Genomic DNA, 16546 nt, shown 5'->3' with positions numbered 1-16546 from the left:
AAGGATTTTCAACACTTCGTATCTCACTTTGCCGCGAGGGCGGCAAGGCTTTCGTCCAGAACCGGTCCGGAAAGCCGGATGACTTTTCCCGATTGCGTGTAGATCAGCAGGCACTCGATCCGCCGCCCGGGATAGAGCGGTTTCAGCACTTCCGCATAGATCGCAAGCTGCGCCCGGTGGGCGAAGGACACCGCTGCCGCATCCGAAGGCGGCGTCAGGTTGGTCTTGAAATCGGCGATGGTCACGCATTCGCCGTCGTCGCCGATGCGGTCGACGCGTCCCGAGACGGCGAAATCGCGGCCATGCAGCCGGATCGTTCCCATGATCGACGTTTCGGCGCGGGACGAGGCCGAAAACAGCCCGGCGAGCGACGGGTCCGAAAGCACGCCGAGCACCGAGGCGATCAGCCGTTCCCGTTCGCTTTCCGGCCAGAAGGGAACGATGCGGGACACGTAGCGCCGCGCGGCGGCCGCGCGGTCCGCCGGCGGGAAATCCGGCAGCATTTGCAGCATGCGGTGGACGAGCCGGCCGCGTTGCAGGAAAAAACCGCCACCTTCCGTCTTCGTCGCAAACAGGGGTGAGGTGACGACCGCGTCGTCGGCGCCGTCGTCGATCATGGCGCCCGCGCCGGACGGGCTGAGCGGCCGCGGCAGCATGCGCTGCGGCGGCAGCGGCCGGGACAGCGCCGCCGGCAGGCCGGTATCCGGCTTTCCGGCGGCTTCGGCCTTTGGTTCCGTCTCGAAGGTGCGGCTGCCGGCCACCCGCCAGGAGAGCCCTTCCCATTGCGAACCGTCTGGCAGCGTGAAGGTCCGCTCGCGGCAACGCTCCGCATCGCCGGCCAGGGCTTCGCGGACCATCGCATGCCATATGTCCCGGTTTTCCGTCTGGCCGGAATAGCCGCAGACGACCAGCCGGTCGGCGGCGCGGGTCATGCCGACATAGAGAAGGCGGCGATATTCCTGCTCGGCAAGGTCGCGGGCGCGTTCGGTATCGGCGCCGACGAGGCCGTTGGCCAGCGAGCCGTTCGGCACCCAGGCGGGCAGGGCGGCCTCGTCCTCCGCGCGCTCGATCAGGCGGAATTTCGGCAGATGCGAATGGGAGAAGGCCTTCGAGCCGCCGTCGACCAGAAACACGACCGGCGCTTCCAGACCCTTGGAGGCGTGGACGGTCATGATCCGCACCTCGTTGCGGCCCTTGTCCTGCTCGCGTTTCACCACCGGGGCTTCCGTTTCCATCGTGGCGAGGAAGGCGGAAAGGCCCGGCAGGCCGGTCGTCTCGTGGTCCAGCGCGAAGGTCAGGAACTCGTCGAGGATGTCGCTGACCTCGCTGCCGAGCCGGGCGAGGAACCTGCGCCGCCCGCCGTCGGCGCCCAGAAGCCGCGCATAGAAATCGTGGACGCTGAGCGAGCGGGCGAGCGCGGCAAGCCGGTTGAGCGTTTCGACCGCTGCCGCATAGCGCTCCGTTCCGGCATCGGCCAGCGCCTTCAGCCGCGCCCACAGGCTCTGGCCTTCGTCGCGATAGGCAGCAAGTTCGAGAAGATCCTCCTCCGAAAGATCGAAGAGCGGGCTTTTCAGCGTCGCCGCCAGCGAAAGGTCGTCGCGCTCGGACACGAGAAAGCGCCCGAGCGCCATCAGGTCCTGCACGGCGATATGGCCCGTCAGCGTCAGGCGGTCGGCCCCGGCGACGGGAATGTTGTCGAGGTTCTTGAGCGCCCGCGTCAGCGCATTGACGAAGCTGTCGCGCTTGCGCACCAGAACGAGGATGTCGCCCGGTTCGATGAAGCGCGCCCTGTCCTTCTCGACGATGGTTTCGTGGCCGATCATCTCCCGGATCGTCAGCGCGATGCGGCGGGCGAGCACGGCCGGCGGCTGGCTCTCCGGCGTCGAATCATAGGGCGCTATCCAGTCTTCCTCGTCGTTCCTCTTCTCGGCACGGATCATGTCCCACAGGTCGACCGCGCCGGGATGGCCGATACGGTTCGACACATGCACGACCGGCTCGGCCCGGGCGCTCAGGCCCCGGGCATTGGCCTCGCTGGAAAAGACCGCATCGACCGCCGAGAGCACGTCTGCCGTCGAGCGGAAGGAAAGCGGCAGGCTGATCGGAGAAAAGGCAAGGCCGCCGGCCCGAACGCGCCGTTCGGTCGCTTCCCGTTCGGCGGAGAAGCGTTCGGGCCGCGCACCCTGGAAGGAATAGATCGACTGCTTTTCATCTCCCACCGCGAAGACCGTGCGCAGGGCGTTGCCGCGGGCGCTTTCGCCCGAAAAGAAGTCCTCGGTCAGCGAAGTGATAACCGTCCACTGCACCGGGCTCGTGTCCTGCGCCTCGTCGACCAGGATATGGTCGATGCCCTGGTCCAGCTTGTAATGCACCCAGGGGCCGATATCCTTGCGTGTGAGCAGCGTCGCCGTGCGCGCGATCAGATCCTCGAAATCGAGCTGGCTGCGGCGCTTCTTGAGCTCCTCGTAATCCGCCAGCAGCCGGGCGGCGAGCGTCAGCGCAGCCTTCGTCGCCTCCAGCATGGCGAAAAGCCTCAGGCGGTCGCGGATGGAAAGCAGATGCGCCGCCGCTTCGGCCACGAGATCGTCGAGGCGCGGGTCCGCCTTGCGCATGGCCGCGGAAACCAGCGTCTTCAGCGATTTCGGCTTGCCTTCCTTCGTGAGAAGGACGCCTTCGAGAACGGCAAGACGCCGTGCCGGATCGGTTTCGGCCACGGCCGTCCTCATCTCGGCGGCAATCGCCTTGACCGTCGCGCTGCCATTGGCGTCGGCCTGGTCCAGATAGGCGGTCAGCATCGGGCCGGAGAGGCCCGGCAGCGGCCAGAGCTGCTCGGTAACGCTTTCCACGGTTTCGAGCGGGCCGATGCCGTAACCGTCGCGAAGGACCGCTTCGATGCCGCCCTGTGCCGCTGCCCCGGCCAGAAAGCGGGAAAGCGCCTGCCGGTTGGCGACGATATCGGCAAGAAGCGTCTCGAGCCCGGTCTCGTCGGCCAGCGACAGCACATGCGCGAAGGCCTCCGCCAGATCGCCGTCGTCTTCCGTCGTCGTCGCCGTCAGCAGCGAACGGCGCGCATCCGCCAGCAGCGCCGCGGCGGCCCGGTCGTCGAGAACCGAAAAATGGCCGGCGACATTGGCTTCCAGCGGAAACTGGTGCAGCAGCGCCTCGCAGAAGGCGTGAATGGTCTGGATTTTCAGGCCGCCGGGCGTTTCGAGCGCCCGGGCGAACAGGCGGCGCGCTTCCGCCAGCTTGATCGCGTCCGGGGCCAAGCCCTCGATGGCTTCGATGCGCCGGCTCAGTTCCGTCTCGTCCAGAACCGCCCATTCGGCCAGCCGGGCGAAGACGCGGTTCGACATTTCCGAGGCCGCCGCCTTGGTGTAGGTAAGGCAGAGGATGGCCGACGGGCGGCAGCCGGCCAGAAGCAGGCGGATCACCCGCTGGGTGAGCACATGCGTCTTGCCCGAGCCGGCATTGGCCGAGACCCAGGCCGAGCGCGCCGGATCGGACGCCATGCTCTGGCGCTCGGCGGTGCGGCTCAGCCATTCCTGCGGATCGGGCGCGATGTCCGGCTCATTCGCCATTGTCGCCGTCCTCCTCGGTTTCGGCGGTCGACCATTCCGCCACGCGGGCGAGGTGGTCGTATTCGCCGCCGTAATCGAACTGCTTGAAGGGCACCAGCCGCGAGGTGAAGCCCCGCTCGCCGGTCTGGAGGACGGAGACGAAGCGGCTGAACTGTGCCAGCGCCTCGTCGCCCAGCACGGCAGCGGACTTGCCGTCCTTCGCCGCTTCGTTGTTGACGATATCCTGGTCGAAGCGCCGACCCGGGCGCAGCCGCACATAGAGCAGCTCGCCTGCCTCCTGCGCGGGCAGTCCCCTGAAGGCGCCGGCCTTCAGTGCCGCGGCTTCGAGCGGCAATTGCGGTTCCAGCAGGGTCCGGGCCTGTTTCTTCGAAGGGCTGGAGCCGGTCTTGTAGTCGATGATGGTGGCCGTTCCGTCCGTCATGAGATCGATCCGGTCGGCGCTGCCGGTCAGCGCGATGCCGAGGGCTTCGAGCGGCATGTTGGCCCGCACTTCGGTCAGGCTGCGGGCCGTCTCGCCCTGCCGCCGCGCCTCCCAGTCGAGGAAGGCGGCGGCCACCTCGCGGAAGCGGGGCCGCCACACCGCGTCGATATGGGGCGGCAGGCCCTCGGCGGCGAAGGCTTCGTCGACGATCCGGGCCATCGCCTCGCGCGCCGCCGGCGTTGCCGCCGCGTGGCCCTCGTTGACGAAGCGATCGAGAATGGCGTGATAGAGCGTGCCGCGCTCGGCGACGCCCGGATCGCTGTTGAACGGATCGAGCGGATCGAGCTTCAGCACGCGGCGGGCATAGACCGAATAGGGATCGCGCCTGAGCCGCCCGACCTCCGAGAACGAATAGCGCTTCGGCTGTATCTCCGCCGGCGGCGTGGGCGAGGGGCGCCCGGCCTGCCTCTGGTTTTCGCCCCTGTCGATGGCGGCGGCATAAGCCCGGTAGAGATCGCCGCGGGCCCTGAGTGTCGCAGCGAAATCCGCGCCGCCCAGCGCCAGAAGCCTTTGCAGGAAGCGCGAGGCGACCGTCGGGGCCGAGCCCTGCCGGAGCGACCGCGAATAGATCAGGTCGGCGGTGCCGTTGGCCATCTCGAAATCGTGGGCAAGCTGGCCGATGCGCCGTTCCGGCGGCTCCAGCCCCATTTCGCCTTTCATGCTGCGGGAAATGAACGGATTGCTGGACGCCAGGTCCGGCCACGATCCCTCGTTCAATCCGCCGAGGATCATCGTGTCGACGTCCTGGAGGCGCGCTTCCAGCGTGCCGAAGATGAAGACGCGCGGATGGCTCATGGCGCGCGGCTTCACCGCCTCGCTCGCCATCAGCGCCGTGGTGATGTCGATCCATTGCGGGCCGTCGGCCTCGACCCCGCCGTCGTTCTCCATGACGGCGGCCAGCAGGCCGGCAAGTTTTTCGCCCGCCTCGCCGGACCACAGCGCCGCAAGATCGCCCGCCTCGTCGGTGGCGGCGGCCTCGAGCGCCCGGCCGGTCCGTTCCGCCCATTCTGAAAGTGCGAGACTGGCCGTCAGCCCGCCGCCCGCCCGCCGTTTCAGGAAGACGCCAGACAGGGGCTCGACCGCTGCCGCGAGACGCCGGGCGAGCTCGGCCGCCTCGTCGAGAAGCGGATCGCCGGATGCGGGCCGCCAGTGCGGGGCGTGGCCCCGTTCCTCGGCTTTGCGGAACGACGGAAGGCGGCTCGCCAGCAGGGGGGAGAGCCGGGCGATATCGGTTTCGCCCACACCGCCGCGCAAGGCGGTCAGTTCCAGCGCTTCCGCTGCCCGGCGGTAGCGGTCCCGCTCCATGCCGAAACGGGCCAGCGGATGATGGAGAAGGGCGGCCGCCGCCACCGGGTCGCCGGGGCGTAGTGCCGCTTCCAGAAGCAGGGTCATCAGCGTGCCGGGATGCGTCGCGGCCAGCGGCGTTCCGGCCGAATCGTCGGCCTCGATGCCGAAGCGGACGAGTTCCGCGCTGACGCGGCGGGCGAGATTGCGGTCGGGCGTGATCAGCGCCGCGCGCGAGGCTTCGCCGGTGCGTCCGGGCTTTTCCAGTGCCAGGCGAAGGGCGATGGCGATCGCCAGCGCTTCCTCGCGCTCGTTGGCCGCCTCGATCAGCGAAACGCCGGCGAAGGCCTGTTCCAGCGTTTCGGCCGGCAGGCTTCTGCGCCACATGGTCCAGCCGTCCGTCGCCTGCGACGGGCCGAGCGCGCGCGACAGGATCGCCGCGCGGGCTTCGAGCGGCGCCGGAACGGCTCCGAGCGGCAGAACGTCCTCGCGGGTGACGCCGAGCTTTTCCAGCAGCCGGTGGAGGCCGTATTGCGGATGACTGCGCCGGGCCGCGTCCGAGACGGGCGAGGAGAGGTCCGCTGCGCCGATTTCCCGCCAGTGGTCTTCCGGCATGGTCCGGTCGAGACCGGGCAGGATGACGGTGCCGTTCGGCATTTTCGCCACGGTGGCGATCAGCCGGGCCGCCGCCGGCACGGAGCCCGTGGAACCGGCGACGATCACCGGTTCGCCCTCGGCCAGCCCGGCAAGGCGCCGCGCCTCGGCATCGAGCAGCGAGGTGCTGTGGCGGGAAGGGGAGGAGCGCTTCAGCTCGGCCAGCCGCGCCGGCCACCATTCGGCTGCGATCTTCAGGAATTCCAGCGTCAGCTTCCACCAGTCGGCATAATTCTCGACCTTCAGACGGTCGAGATCGCTCCAGTCGCGCTCTTCCGTTTCGATGGCGTCGATCAGTTCGGCCAGATCGCGGGCGAGCCAGATGGCATCCGCCGGGCTGGCCGGCGCGATCAGCGGCGAACCGGAGTGAAGCGCCTGTATCGCTTCGGGCAGGCGGTTGCGCCAGGCGAGGATGAGGCGTGCGAGTTCCAGAAGACGGCCGGGGCCGGAAAGCGGCTCGGCGAGGTCGATGAGGGCGGGCGGCGCCTCGTCGAAAAAGCCCGCATCCTCGTCCGTTTCGCCCAGCGGCCGGATCACCGGCAGGATCGCCGAGCGCCCGCCCAGCAGGTCCACGAATTCCGACCGCAGGGCGCGCGCCGCGCGCCGGGTCGGCACGAAGACGGTCACGCCCGCCAGCGAAAGCGGATTGGCGGGATCGTAGGTGAAATCCGGCGTCAGCACGCCGTCGCAGAGCGTCTGCGCCACCGTCGCCAGAAAGGGAGCGCCGGGGGCGATGGAATAGAGGCGCGGGCGGAAGCCGCCGCTCACGCCCGCGCTCCCGCTGCAAGCCGGGCAAGCGCGGTTTCGGCTTCGCCGATGGCGTCCGGCGTGCCCGCCGTTAGCCAGTGGCCGTGCAGCGTCAGGCCGAACAGGCGGCCCCGCGCAATCGCTTCGTCGAAGGTCCTGTTCAGGCTGAAGGGGCCTTCCGGCGCATCGCAAAGAAGGCCGGTCGTCATGGCGATGGCCCCGGCATAGACGACCGGATCGTCCATGCCGTCCCGGTAGCGCTTCAGCCGTCCATCGGGGCCGAGGCTGAAGTCCCGTTTGCCGTTGTGGCCGGTGGTGCGCTCCGGCGGCACGCACAGCAGCGCCATGTCCATTCGCGCCGGATCGAAGAAATCCCCGAGCCGGCGGAAGCTGTTTTGTTCCTTAGGCCCATCCTCGACCCAGAACAGATCGGAATTCATGACGAAGACCGGGCCGTCTTCCAGCAGGCGGAAGCCCTTCCTCGCGCCGCCGCCGGAATCGAGAAGCGCGTCGCGTTCGTCGGAAATCAGGATATCGGGATGTCGGCGCCCCTTCAGATGGGCTTCCATCTTGTCGGCCAGATGGTGGACGTTGACGACGGCGCGGGTCACGCCGCCTTCCTCCAGAAGGTCGAGAGCACGGTCGATCATCGTCCTGCCGCCGACCTCGACCAGCGGTTTAGGGATCGTGTCGGTGATCGGGCGCATGCGGGTGCCGAGCCCCGCGGCCAGCACCATAGCCTGTTGGATGATCATGTCGCGCTTACCGGCCTATGATTCGAACGGGCCTATTCCAGCCCGCGCGCACCATTCGCGCAAGGGGGCAAGTGCGTCGTGCTCGAAGGCGACCTGAAGATGCCACAGCGTGCGCGGCATGTGCTTCATGTAACCGTCCTTGCCGTCGCGTTCCTTGAGCCGCACCCACAGCCCGTTGAGCTTGGAGGCGCGCTGGGCGGCCATGATCGCCCAGGCCTTGCGGAAATTCGCCTCGTCGAAACCGCCCTTTGCGTGGCGCAGCGCCATGTAGTCGGCCATCAGCACGTCGACGAGATCGCGCTCGATGGTGACGCGGGCATCCTGCACGACGGAGACGAGATCGTAGGCCGTCGGGCCGATCATCGCATCCTGGAAGTCGATCAGTCCGACGCGGCCGATGCCTTCGGCCTCCGGCCGCCAGATGATGTTGGGCGAATGGAAGTCGCGCAGCACCAGATTGGTTTCGGCGCCGGCAAGCTCGGCGATCAGTCCGTCCCATATGGCGAGGTAATCGGTGCGCTCCGCCTCGGTCGCGCCCCTGCCGCCGCGCTTCCACGGCAGATACCAGTCGAGCGTCAGCTCGGCTTCCATCTTCATCACGGTCGCGTCGTAATCCGGAATGGAGTGGACATGCGTTTCGGTGACGCGGATTTCGCGGGGGAACTGCATGGAATGCAGATGGGCGAGACAGGCGACGGAGGCGCGGTAGCGTTCCGGAATGGGGTTCCGGTCCGCATCCAGCACGCCCTCGGTGCCCAGATCCTCGATCAGCAGGATGCCGGACTCGAGGTCGCTCTCGTGGATGTCCGGGGCGGCGAACCCCTTTTCCCGCAGCGTGCGGCCGATGGCGACGAAGGGATAGACGTCCTCGGCCAGATGCGCGATCTGCGAATAGGGCTTGCCGTCGCGGATCGGCGGACCGTCCGGCTGGCGTGGCGCATCCATCAGGATAAGGCGCGGTTTGCCCGGCTCAACGATATACTCGTAGGCGCGGGTGGAGGCATCGCCCGTCAGATGCCGCCGCGCCGCCTGCGCATGGCCGTGGGCGGAGAGAAAATCGCGGATGAGCAGGCTGCGGGCGATACGGGAGGCCTGCGGCTCGCCCGCTGTGATCGTCGCGCGCCGCCCGTTGCCGTCGTGATCGAGCCTGAGGCGGATGGTGTCGCCCGGCAGGGCCTCGCCCGCCATTTCCGGCCATTCGATCAGCGCCACGCCGTGTTCCAGCGCTTCGTCGAGACCGAGCTCATCGAGTTCCGACGGGTCGGCAATCCGGTAGAGATCGAAATGGGCAACCGCAAGGCGCAGGTCGTAGCTCTGCACCAGCGTGAAGGTCGGGCTCGGCACGTCCAGATAAGGGTCGTCGGCCATCGCGCGCAGGAAGGCGCGCGCCAGCGTCGACTTGCCGGCCCCGAGGTCGCCGGAAAGGGCGAGGCAGTCGCCGGCCTTCAGCGCCAGCGCCAGATCCTCGCCGAGGCGGATCGTGTCGGCCTCGCCGGCCAGCGCCAGCGTGAAGATGCGTGCGGTATCGGTCATTCGGCGGCGACGGAACGGGCTTCGGGATCGGCGGCGCCGCCGGGAATGCGGCAATGGACCGTGGTGCCCTCGCCCGGAGCGCTGTCGATCGACACCTTGCCGCCATGCAGGCTGACGAAGCTTTCGACGATCGAGAGACCGAGGCCGGCCCCGCTGCGCTTGCCGCTGCCGGCCCCCGAATTGAAGCGGTTGAAGACGGCCTTGATCATTTCCTCGGGAATGCCCGGCCCCTTGTCGGCGACGGAGAAGACGAAATCCTCGTCCTCGCGCTGGCAAGTCAGCGAGATCACCGAGCCCTCCGGCGCGAAATTGGCCGCGTTGCTCAGGAGCTTGAGCAGGATCTGCTTGAGGCGCTGCGGATCGGCGACGATGGAGCCGAGATGGGCGGGCGCAAGGATTTCGAGCGTGACGGCCGCTTCCTGCAACCGGTCAGCGATCTGCATGGCGACGTCGTCCAGCAGGTCGTCCAGATCGGTGGTCTGGTAGTTGAGCTGCATGATGCCGGCATCGACCGTCGCCAGATCGAGAATGTCGTTGACGATGGTCAGCAGCAGGGCGGAGGACGTCGATATGTGATCGACATATTCCGACTGCCGCTCGTTGAGCGGGCCGACGCCCTGCGTCTTCAGAAGATCGGTGAAGCCGATGATGTTGGTCAGCGGCGAGCGCAGTTCGTAGGAAACGTGCTGGACGAAATCGTTCTTCAGTTCGTCGGCCTTGCGCAGCGCCTCGTTCTTTTCCTTGAGCGCCCGCTCGGCGCGAACGCTGTCGGTGATGTTGACGAAGGTCAGCATGGTCTGGGCGTTCGGCAGCGGGATCACGGCGTAATCGAGCACCAGGCCGGAATGCAGCTCCAGCGTTCCGTCGATCGAGGGGCGCTCGTCGTCGAAGCTGGTGATCATACCGCCGAAGCGGCGCCAGCCGTCGGGCCGGTCGTAGGACGGCGCGCAGGCGGTCTCGATGGCGCGGATATGCGTCGCCGGCTTCGCCTGCTCCTCGGTGATGCCCCAAAGGGCGCGGAACGCCGGGTTGGAAAGGCGGATGCGCCCGTCCGGGCCGAACACGGCTACGCCTTCGGTCAGGTGGTCGATGGTTTCGCCCTGAACCCTGACCAGCGTGTTGTAGCGGGTCTCGAGATCGACCTGTTCGGTCAGATTCTCGAAGACCCAGGTCGCGCCGCCCTGCGGATGGGCGGTCGCGATCACCCGCAGCGTCTGGCCGTTCGGCAGATGCCAGAGATCGGTCTTCGTATCGAGCGAGCGATAGACGGAAAGGGCGTTTTCCTTCCAGCTCTTCCAGTTGAGCTGCTCGGGAACCTTGCCGGCGCTGCGCAGCCGGTCGAACAGCTCGTTGTTGTCCGGCGCCGATTCCAGGAACGCCATGTCGAGTTCCCACAGCTGCATGAACGCCTGGTTGTAGAATTGCAGCCGGCGCTCGCCATCGAAGATGGCAACGGGCGTGCCGAGATGGTCGAGCGTTTCGGCATGTGCCCTCAGCGTCCGCTTCAACTCCTCGCGCACCGCCTCGACGGCCGAAACGTCGATGGCCATGCCGGCGGAACCGTTCGCCGTCTTCACGTCCACGACGTCGTAGAAGGTGCGGTTGCCGCGCACCACCGTCGAAACCGTGCCCTGGAAGGGCGATTCCGGCATGGCGCTGGCGCGGATCTTCTCGCGGGTAACGGTACTGAGAATTTCCCGGCCCTCGCGCACTGCGGTCTGCGGGGTGTCGGCGTCGACGGCCTGGCCGTAGGCGTGGTTCACCCAGGTCAGCTGGCCGTCCGGACCGCGCTGCCAGACCGGCTGCTCGATGGAATCGAGAAGTTCCTGGAAAATGGAAATGGAGGTTTGCAGCCGCTCGCGCTCGATCTTCAGCTCGGCCAGTTCGGCGCGCAGGTTGTTGAGCGCGATGAAGCGGACGAAGGCACGGCCGCCAGAGACGCGGCCCTGCACTTCCAGCACCTCGTCTCGCAGCGTCTCGACCACCATGTCGAAACTGCGGGCGTCGGTGCGCAGCGTCTCGACCGCCTTTTCGAGGTCGGCGGCGAAGCCGGAACGCAGCCAGCGCCCGAAGGCGAGGAAATCGCTGTTGCCGGCGGGCGCGCCGGTTTCCGGCGGCAGGGCGCCGAGGATTTCCGGCTTCGACTCAGCGCCGTCCCAGATGACGATGCGGCGGTTCTTGTCGGCGATCAGCGCCTCGTACTTGGAAATGCGATGGTTGGCGTCGGAAAGGGCGGAACGAATTTCGCGCGCTTCCGTTTCCATGTTGCCCCGCTGGCGGATGAACCAGACGGTGGACAGAAGCGTTGCCGACAGGACGCCGAGCACCAGCGAGAAGGTGGCCATTTCCGTCGAGGAGAACAGGCGCGCGGCCACGGGCTCGGCCTGCTGGGCATGGGCCGAGGCCGCCAGCCCCGAAAGGGTCGTGCCGGACAGGAAGGCCCTAAGAACCGGCGTGTGCCGCCGCGAAAGCGGCTTGCAGAGCGCCTTTTTCAGAAGGGTGCCGAGGCCGTTTCGGGCCCGGGCGCGACGGTCCTCGTCACCGTCGTTCTGGGTCTCGCCCGAAGGCTGCCCTTGCATGTGTACCGTCATAACCGGTCTGTCTCCGTCCCTTGTGCCGCATTTCGACAAGACATCCCATTTTCGCGCAGAACTCCGCCAGGAATGCGCGAATCAAGTCTCAAAACGATACTTCTTTAGGGAATCCACGGGAAGGGAGCGGGCCAAAAAAGAAATCGCGGCCTTTGTCAAGGCCGCGACATCAACATCTTGTGGATTAACTTGCGCCAATCAATAGCGGTAGTGTTCCGCCTTGTACGGACCGGCCGGCGAGACGCCGATATAGCTGGCCTGTTCTTCGGAAAGTTCGGTCAGTTTCACGCCGAGCTTTTCGAGGTGCAGACGCGCGACCTTCTCGTCGAGGTGCTTGGGCAGGATATAGACGTCGTTCTTGTATTCGTCGGGCTTGGTGTAGAGCTCGATCTGCGCCAGGACCTGATTGGTGAAGGACGCCGACATCACGAAGGAGGGATGGCCCGTGGCGTTGCCCAGATTGAGCAGGCGGCCTTCCGACAGCAGGATGATGCGGTTGCCGCCGGCGAACTCGATCATGTCGACCTGCGGCTTGATGTTCGTCCACTTCAGGTTCTTCAGCGAGGCAACCTGAATTTCGTTATCGAAATGGCCGATATTGCCGACGATCGCCATGTCCTTCATCGCGCGCATGTGCTCGATGCGGATGACGTCCTTGTTGCCGGTCGTGGTGATGAAGATGTCGGCCGAGGCGGCGACATCCTCGAGCTGCACGACCTCGAAGCCGTCCATCGCCGCCTGGAGGGCGCAGATCGGGTCGATTTCCGTGACCTTGACGCGCGCGCCGGCGCCGCGCAGCGATGCGGCGGAGCCCTTGCCGACGTCGCCGTAGCCGCAGACCACGGCAACCTTGCCGGCCATCATCACGTCGGTGGCGCGGCGGATGCCGTCGACCAGCGATTCCTTGCAGCCGTACTTGTTGTCGAACTTCGACTTGGTGACGCTGTCGTTGACGTTGATGGCCGGGAAGGGAAGAAGGCCCTTCTTGGAAAGCTCGTACAGGCGGTGGACGCCGGTGGTGGTTTCCTCCGTCACGCCCTTGATGGCGTCGCGCTGCTTCGTGAACCAGCCCGGAGAGGCCTTCAGGCGCTTGCCGATCTGCGCGAAGAGGATTTCCTCCTCCTCGGAACCGGGGTTCGAAAGCACGTCCTCGCCGGCTTCGGCGCGGGCGCCCAGCAGGATGTACATGGTGGCGTCGCCGCCATCGTCGAGGATCATGTTGGAAACGCCGCCGTCGGTCCACTGGAAGATCCGGTCGGTGTATTCCCAGTATTCGGTCAGCGACTCGCCCTTGACCGCGAAGACCGGAATGCCGGCGGCGGCGATGGCGGAGGCGGCATGGTCCTGCGTCGAGAAGATGTTGCACGACGCCCAGCGCACGTCCGCGCCGAGAACCTTCAGGGTCTCGATCAGGACGGCGGTCTGGATGGTCATGTGAAGCGAGCCGGAAATGCGCGCGCCCTTCAGCGGCTTGGAATCGCCGAATTCGGCGCGGCAGGCCATCAGGCCCGGCATTTCGGTTTCGGCAATGTCGATTTCCTTGCGGCCGTAGGCGGCAAGGTCGATATCGGCAACGATGTAATCCTTGTCGGTGCTCATGGCAGACTCCCGGATGATGGATGAGCCGCATCTCTGGCTTGGCAGGGCGGCGCTCGATGGAACCCGCACGCGGCGAGCATAACCGGGAAAAGGCTTTATCAGGCTTTGCGCGCAATGGCAATTGCCACATAAAGAAGTCTTTATATCTTTATGTCGACAGGGTGCCGGAGAATGGGGGCATGGCATGCTCCGCACGGCGCACGGGCGGAGAACAGGGTTTTGCGAACCGCAACGGGACTGGAGTTACATTTCCTCGCCGAAGCGGTCGGCGACGAGCCGCTCGAGCGCGTCGAGCACCTCGGCGGCCTGGTTGCCGCTGGCCGAGACCACCACGCAGCAGCCCGGGCTGGCGGCCAGCATCATCAGGCCCATGATCGAGGTTCCGCCGACGGACATGCCGTCCTTCGAAACGATCACGCTGGCGTCGAAGGCGTTGACCGTCTGCACGAATTTCGCCGAGGCGCGCGCGTGCAGTCCGCGTTTGTTGATGATGGGAAATTCGCGCGAAAGCGAAGTCATCGATATCCTTTTCAGTCGGTTCCGCAGACAATGCCGCTTCGCGCGCGTGCCGGGATTGCCTTATTTTCCGCTGAGAACGCGGCTTGCGACATTGATGTATTTCCGCCCGGCCTCGGAGGATTCCAGCAATGCCTTTTCCATGTCGTTGTCGGCGCGGATGCCCGCGAGCTTGATGAGCATGGGAAGGTTCATACCGGCGATCACCTCGACCTTGCCGGTGTTCATCACGGAGATCGACAGGTTGGACGGCGTGCCGCCGAACATGTCGGTGAGAATGATGACGCCATGACCGGTCTCGGCCCGCGTCACGGCCTCGACGATATCCTGGCGGCGCTGGTCCATGTCGTCCTCGGGGCCGATGCAGATGGTCTCGATCAACTGCTGGGGGCCGACGACATGTTCCAGAGCCAGACGGAACTCTTCCGCCAACTTGCCATGCGTCACCAGCACTAATCCGATCATATTAAACCCGTCTCCTCACAGCGCAGACTGTATGGCCCGATATCGCAATGCAGCGACGCTGTCCATCGGTGGACAGGTATCTTGGCCATGAAAATGTGAAGTGCAAGCCCAAAATGGAGGTTTTAACCGAGGTTTCGGGGCCGGTCTAGCCGGCAGGTCCGGCAAGGTCCGGCCAGAAAGCGCAAAGAACGGCGAGGGGATCGGGCGTCGTCGCCGCAAGCCGCAGCAGCGGCAGCGAAACGGTTCCGCCGACCGCGAACCGTTCGTTTTCCGGCGGCAGGCGGTCGCTTTCGCCGACATTCACGATCCGCACCGCAGCATGGATGAGCGCCTGCGGCAGGCTTTCGATTTCGGCAATTCCGGTGCCGCGAAATTCCATCAGCCCGGCGATGGCCTGCGGCCGCCGCGCCAGAACACGGCCGTTCACGACATCGAGAAACACCTGGTCGTCGGCGATCAGGGCCGAAAAAAGCCCCGCCCGCCGTGCCGCCGCCATGCAGGTAAAGGCAAGCGTCGATTTGCCGCTGCCGGACGGGCCGGTGAACAGCAGGCCCGTCGTCGCGACCACGATGGCGGTCGCGTGAACGTTGGACGATGCGCGCGTGCCGGCCTCGCCCACGGCCTCACGCCATCTTGTGTTCGGCCGGCAACGTCAGGATGAAGCGGGCGCCGCATATCTTGCCGGTTTTCTCGTCATGCATGTTCTCGGCCCGGAGCGTGCCGCCGTGCGCCTCGGCGATCTGGCGGCTGATCGAAAGACCGAGGCCGGAATTCTGCCCGAAGCTCTCGCCCTCGGGCCGATCCGTGTAGAAACGCTCGAAAATGCGGTCGATATCCTCGGCCTGGATGCCGGGACCGTTGTCCTCGACCTGCACGATGCAGCGGTCCTTGCTGCGCGACAGATGTACGACGATGCGACCGTTCTTGTCCGGCACGAAGGAGCGGGCGTTCTCGATCAGGTTGGTGACGATCTGGCCGAGGCGCAGGTCGTGGCCGTTCACAGTGAAGCCCGCGCGGCTGCCGGGCTTCTGGTCGATGACGTAATCCAGCTCGACCGGCTTCTTGTGGCCGCGGATCTGCCGGGAAATATTGACGAGATTGCCGAGCAGCACCTCCAGGTCGACCGGAACCGCATCGGCGCGGGCCAGTTCCGCATCGAGGCGCGAGGCGTCGGAAATGTCGCTGATCAACCGGTCGAGGCGGCGCACGTCGTGCTGGATGATATCCGCCAGCCGCTGCTTCGATTCCTCGGTTTTGGCGAGCGGCAGCGTCTCGACGGCGCTCCTGAGCGAGGTCAGCGGGTTCTTCAGCTCGTGGCTGACATCGGCCGCGAAGCTTTCGATGGCGTCGATGCGGTCGTAGAGCGCCGTCGTCATCTCGCGCAGCGCGACGGAAAGGTTGCCGATCTCGTCCTGACGGATCGAGAAGTCGGGGATTTCCTCGCGCTGCCGGGCGCCGCGGCGCACGCGCACGGCCGCCGCCGCCAGCCGGCGCAGCGGATTGGCGATCGTCGAGGACAGCATCAGCGACAGCACGATGTTCACCAGCGTCGCCACCCCGGCCATGCGCATGATGGCGAGGCGCTCGGCATGGACGATCTTGTCGATGTCGCCGGCCTGGGTGGACAGGAGAAGGACGCCGAGCACGGCACGCGAGCGCTGGACGGGGACGGCGACCGAAACGATCAGCTCGCCCTTTTCCGTCACGCGCACCACCGCGCCGCGCACCCCGGTCAGGGCGTTCATGACCTCCGGGTAGATCTGGCCGTCGCCGCCGGGCGATTCCTTGTAGAGCGGCAGGTTTCCGGGCTGGAGCATCCGGTTGACCCAGCTCATGAAGCGGTCTCCGAGGCCGATGTCCGCCGGACCGATGGGGGGCAGGTCGAAACGCAGCACCTGCCGCTGCGAATAGAGGTGGCGGGAATCGAGCAGCAGGTTCGCGTCGGAATCGAACAGGCGGGCGCGGGTGCGGGTCGGCGAAATGAGCCGACGCAGCACCGGGGCGACGCGCTCCGGATCGATGGGGAAATCGAGGTTCTCGTCGTTCGGCGCCGGCGTGATGCTCTGGCCGGCCTGGAGTTCGAGCAGCTTCTGCGGGTCGATGGTGATCGAGTTCGTGTCGACCGACGCCGACGCGGAAATCGCGCCGGCGATGATTTCGCCCTGGGTCAGCAGGCTCTCGACGCGGGCGTCGATCAGGCCCTCGCGGAACTGGTTGAGATAGAGGATGCCGCCCACCAGCACCACGAGCGCGGCGAGATTGAAGAAGACGATCCGGCGCGTCAGGCTGGAGAACACGGCATTGCCGAACATCCGGCGGATCAGCGTGAACGGTCGCGACAGC

General features: G+C 66.4%; 10 protein-coding genes. All 10 read right to left on the bottom strand.

What is annotated here, in order from left to right; all coding sequences use genetic code 11:
- Nucleotides 1–23: 23 nt before the first annotated feature.
- Complete coding sequence (gene addA / locus NOF55_RS20435; protein ID WP_306412972.1) at nt 24–3578, bottom strand: double-strand break repair helicase AddA; 3555 nt, start codon at nt 3576–3578, stop codon at nt 24–26.
- Nucleotides 3568–6765 carry a double-strand break repair protein AddB gene (gene addB, locus NOF55_RS20430; RefSeq protein WP_306412971.1) on the bottom strand — a complete coding sequence of 1066 codons (3198 nt, stop codon included), beginning with the start codon at nt 6763–6765 and terminating at the stop codon, nt 3568–3570. Before addB ends, addA begins: the two co-directional genes overlap by 11 nt.
- Entirely contained in the window at nt 6762–7499 is a 738-nt protein-coding gene (locus NOF55_RS20425; RefSeq protein ID WP_306412970.1) for a nucleotidyltransferase family protein, read from the bottom strand. Before NOF55_RS20425 ends, addB begins: the two co-directional genes overlap by 4 nt.
- Before the next feature lie 15 nt (nt 7500–7514).
- On the bottom strand, nt 7515–9032 hold the full coding sequence (tsaE, locus tag NOF55_RS20420; protein WP_306412969.1) for a tRNA (adenosine(37)-N6)-threonylcarbamoyltransferase complex ATPase subunit type 1 TsaE: 1518 nt from the start codon (nt 9030–9032) through the stop codon (nt 7515–7517).
- Nucleotides 9029–11623 carry a sensor histidine kinase gene (locus tag NOF55_RS20415; protein ID WP_306412968.1) on the bottom strand — a complete coding sequence of 865 codons (2595 nt, stop codon included), beginning with the start codon at nt 11621–11623 and terminating at the stop codon, nt 9029–9031. The genes tsaE and NOF55_RS20415 overlap by 4 nt, the downstream gene beginning before the upstream one ends.
- Nucleotides 11624–11821: 198 nt before the next feature.
- Nucleotides 11822–13222: an adenosylhomocysteinase gene (ahcY, locus tag NOF55_RS20410; RefSeq protein WP_306412967.1), complete on the bottom strand. Its 1401-nt coding sequence runs from the start codon at nt 13220–13222 to the stop codon at nt 11822–11824.
- A gap of 243 nt (nt 13223–13465) precedes the next feature.
- A complete protein-coding gene (locus tag NOF55_RS20405) occupies nt 13466–13741 on the bottom strand; it encodes an HPr family phosphocarrier protein (protein ID WP_306412966.1) in 276 nt (91 codons plus the stop codon).
- A 60-nt stretch (nt 13742–13801) separates the two neighbouring features.
- Nucleotides 13802–14203 (bottom strand): PTS sugar transporter subunit IIA, encoded by a 402-nt coding sequence (locus tag NOF55_RS20400; protein WP_306412965.1) that lies wholly within the window; start codon nt 14201–14203, stop codon nt 13802–13804.
- Nucleotides 14204–14348: 145 nt separating this feature from the next.
- The gene (locus tag NOF55_RS20395) at nt 14349–14822 is read right to left on the bottom strand and encodes an HPr kinase/phosphorylase (RefSeq protein WP_306412964.1); all 474 of its coding nucleotides are present in this window, start codon (nt 14820–14822) and stop codon (nt 14349–14351) included.
- A 4-nt stretch (nt 14823–14826) separates the two neighbouring features.
- Nucleotides 14827–16515, bottom strand: coding sequence for a sensor histidine kinase (locus NOF55_RS20390; protein ID WP_306413107.1), 1689 nt, complete (start codon nt 16513–16515; stop codon nt 14827–14829).
- Nucleotides 16516–16546 lie beyond the last annotated feature (31 nt).

The sequence above is a fragment of the Ectorhizobium quercum genome (assembly GCF_026552795.1).
Taxonomy (GTDB): domain Bacteria; phylum Pseudomonadota; class Alphaproteobacteria; order Rhizobiales; family Rhizobiaceae; genus Ectorhizobium; species Ectorhizobium quercum.
The sequence above is the reverse complement of the archived record's forward strand: the minus strand, read 5'-3'. Positions and strand labels throughout refer to the sequence as shown.

Bases quoted from the DNA above. Each gene is read 5' to 3' on its own strand.
- NOF55_RS20400 (WP_306412965.1), bottom strand. From the start codon at position 14,203: ATGATCGGATTAGTGCTGGTGACGCATGGCAAGTTGGCGGAAGAGTTC.
- tsaE (WP_306412969.1), bottom strand. From the start codon at position 9,032: ATGACCGATACCGCACGCATCTTCACGCTGGCGCTGGCCGGCGAGGCC.
- ahcY (WP_306412967.1), bottom strand. From the start codon at position 13,222: ATGAGCACCGACAAGGATTACATCGTTGCCGATATCGACCTTGCCGCC.
- NOF55_RS20425 (WP_306412970.1), bottom strand. From the start codon at position 7,499: ATGATCATCCAACAGGCTATGGTGCTGGCCGCGGGGCTCGGCACCCGC.
- NOF55_RS20415 (WP_306412968.1), bottom strand. From the start codon at position 11,623: ATGACGGTACACATGCAAGGGCAGCCTTCGGGCGAGACCCAGAACGAC.
- NOF55_RS20390 (WP_306413107.1), bottom strand. From the start codon at position 16,515: ATGTTCGGCAATGCCGTGTTCTCCAGCCTGACGCGCCGGATCGTCTTC.
- NOF55_RS20405 (WP_306412966.1), bottom strand. From the start codon at position 13,741: ATGACTTCGCTTTCGCGCGAATTTCCCATCATCAACAAACGCGGACTG.
- addA (WP_306412972.1), bottom strand. From the start codon at position 3,578: ATGGCGAATGAGCCGGACATCGCGCCCGATCCGCAGGAATGGCTGAGC.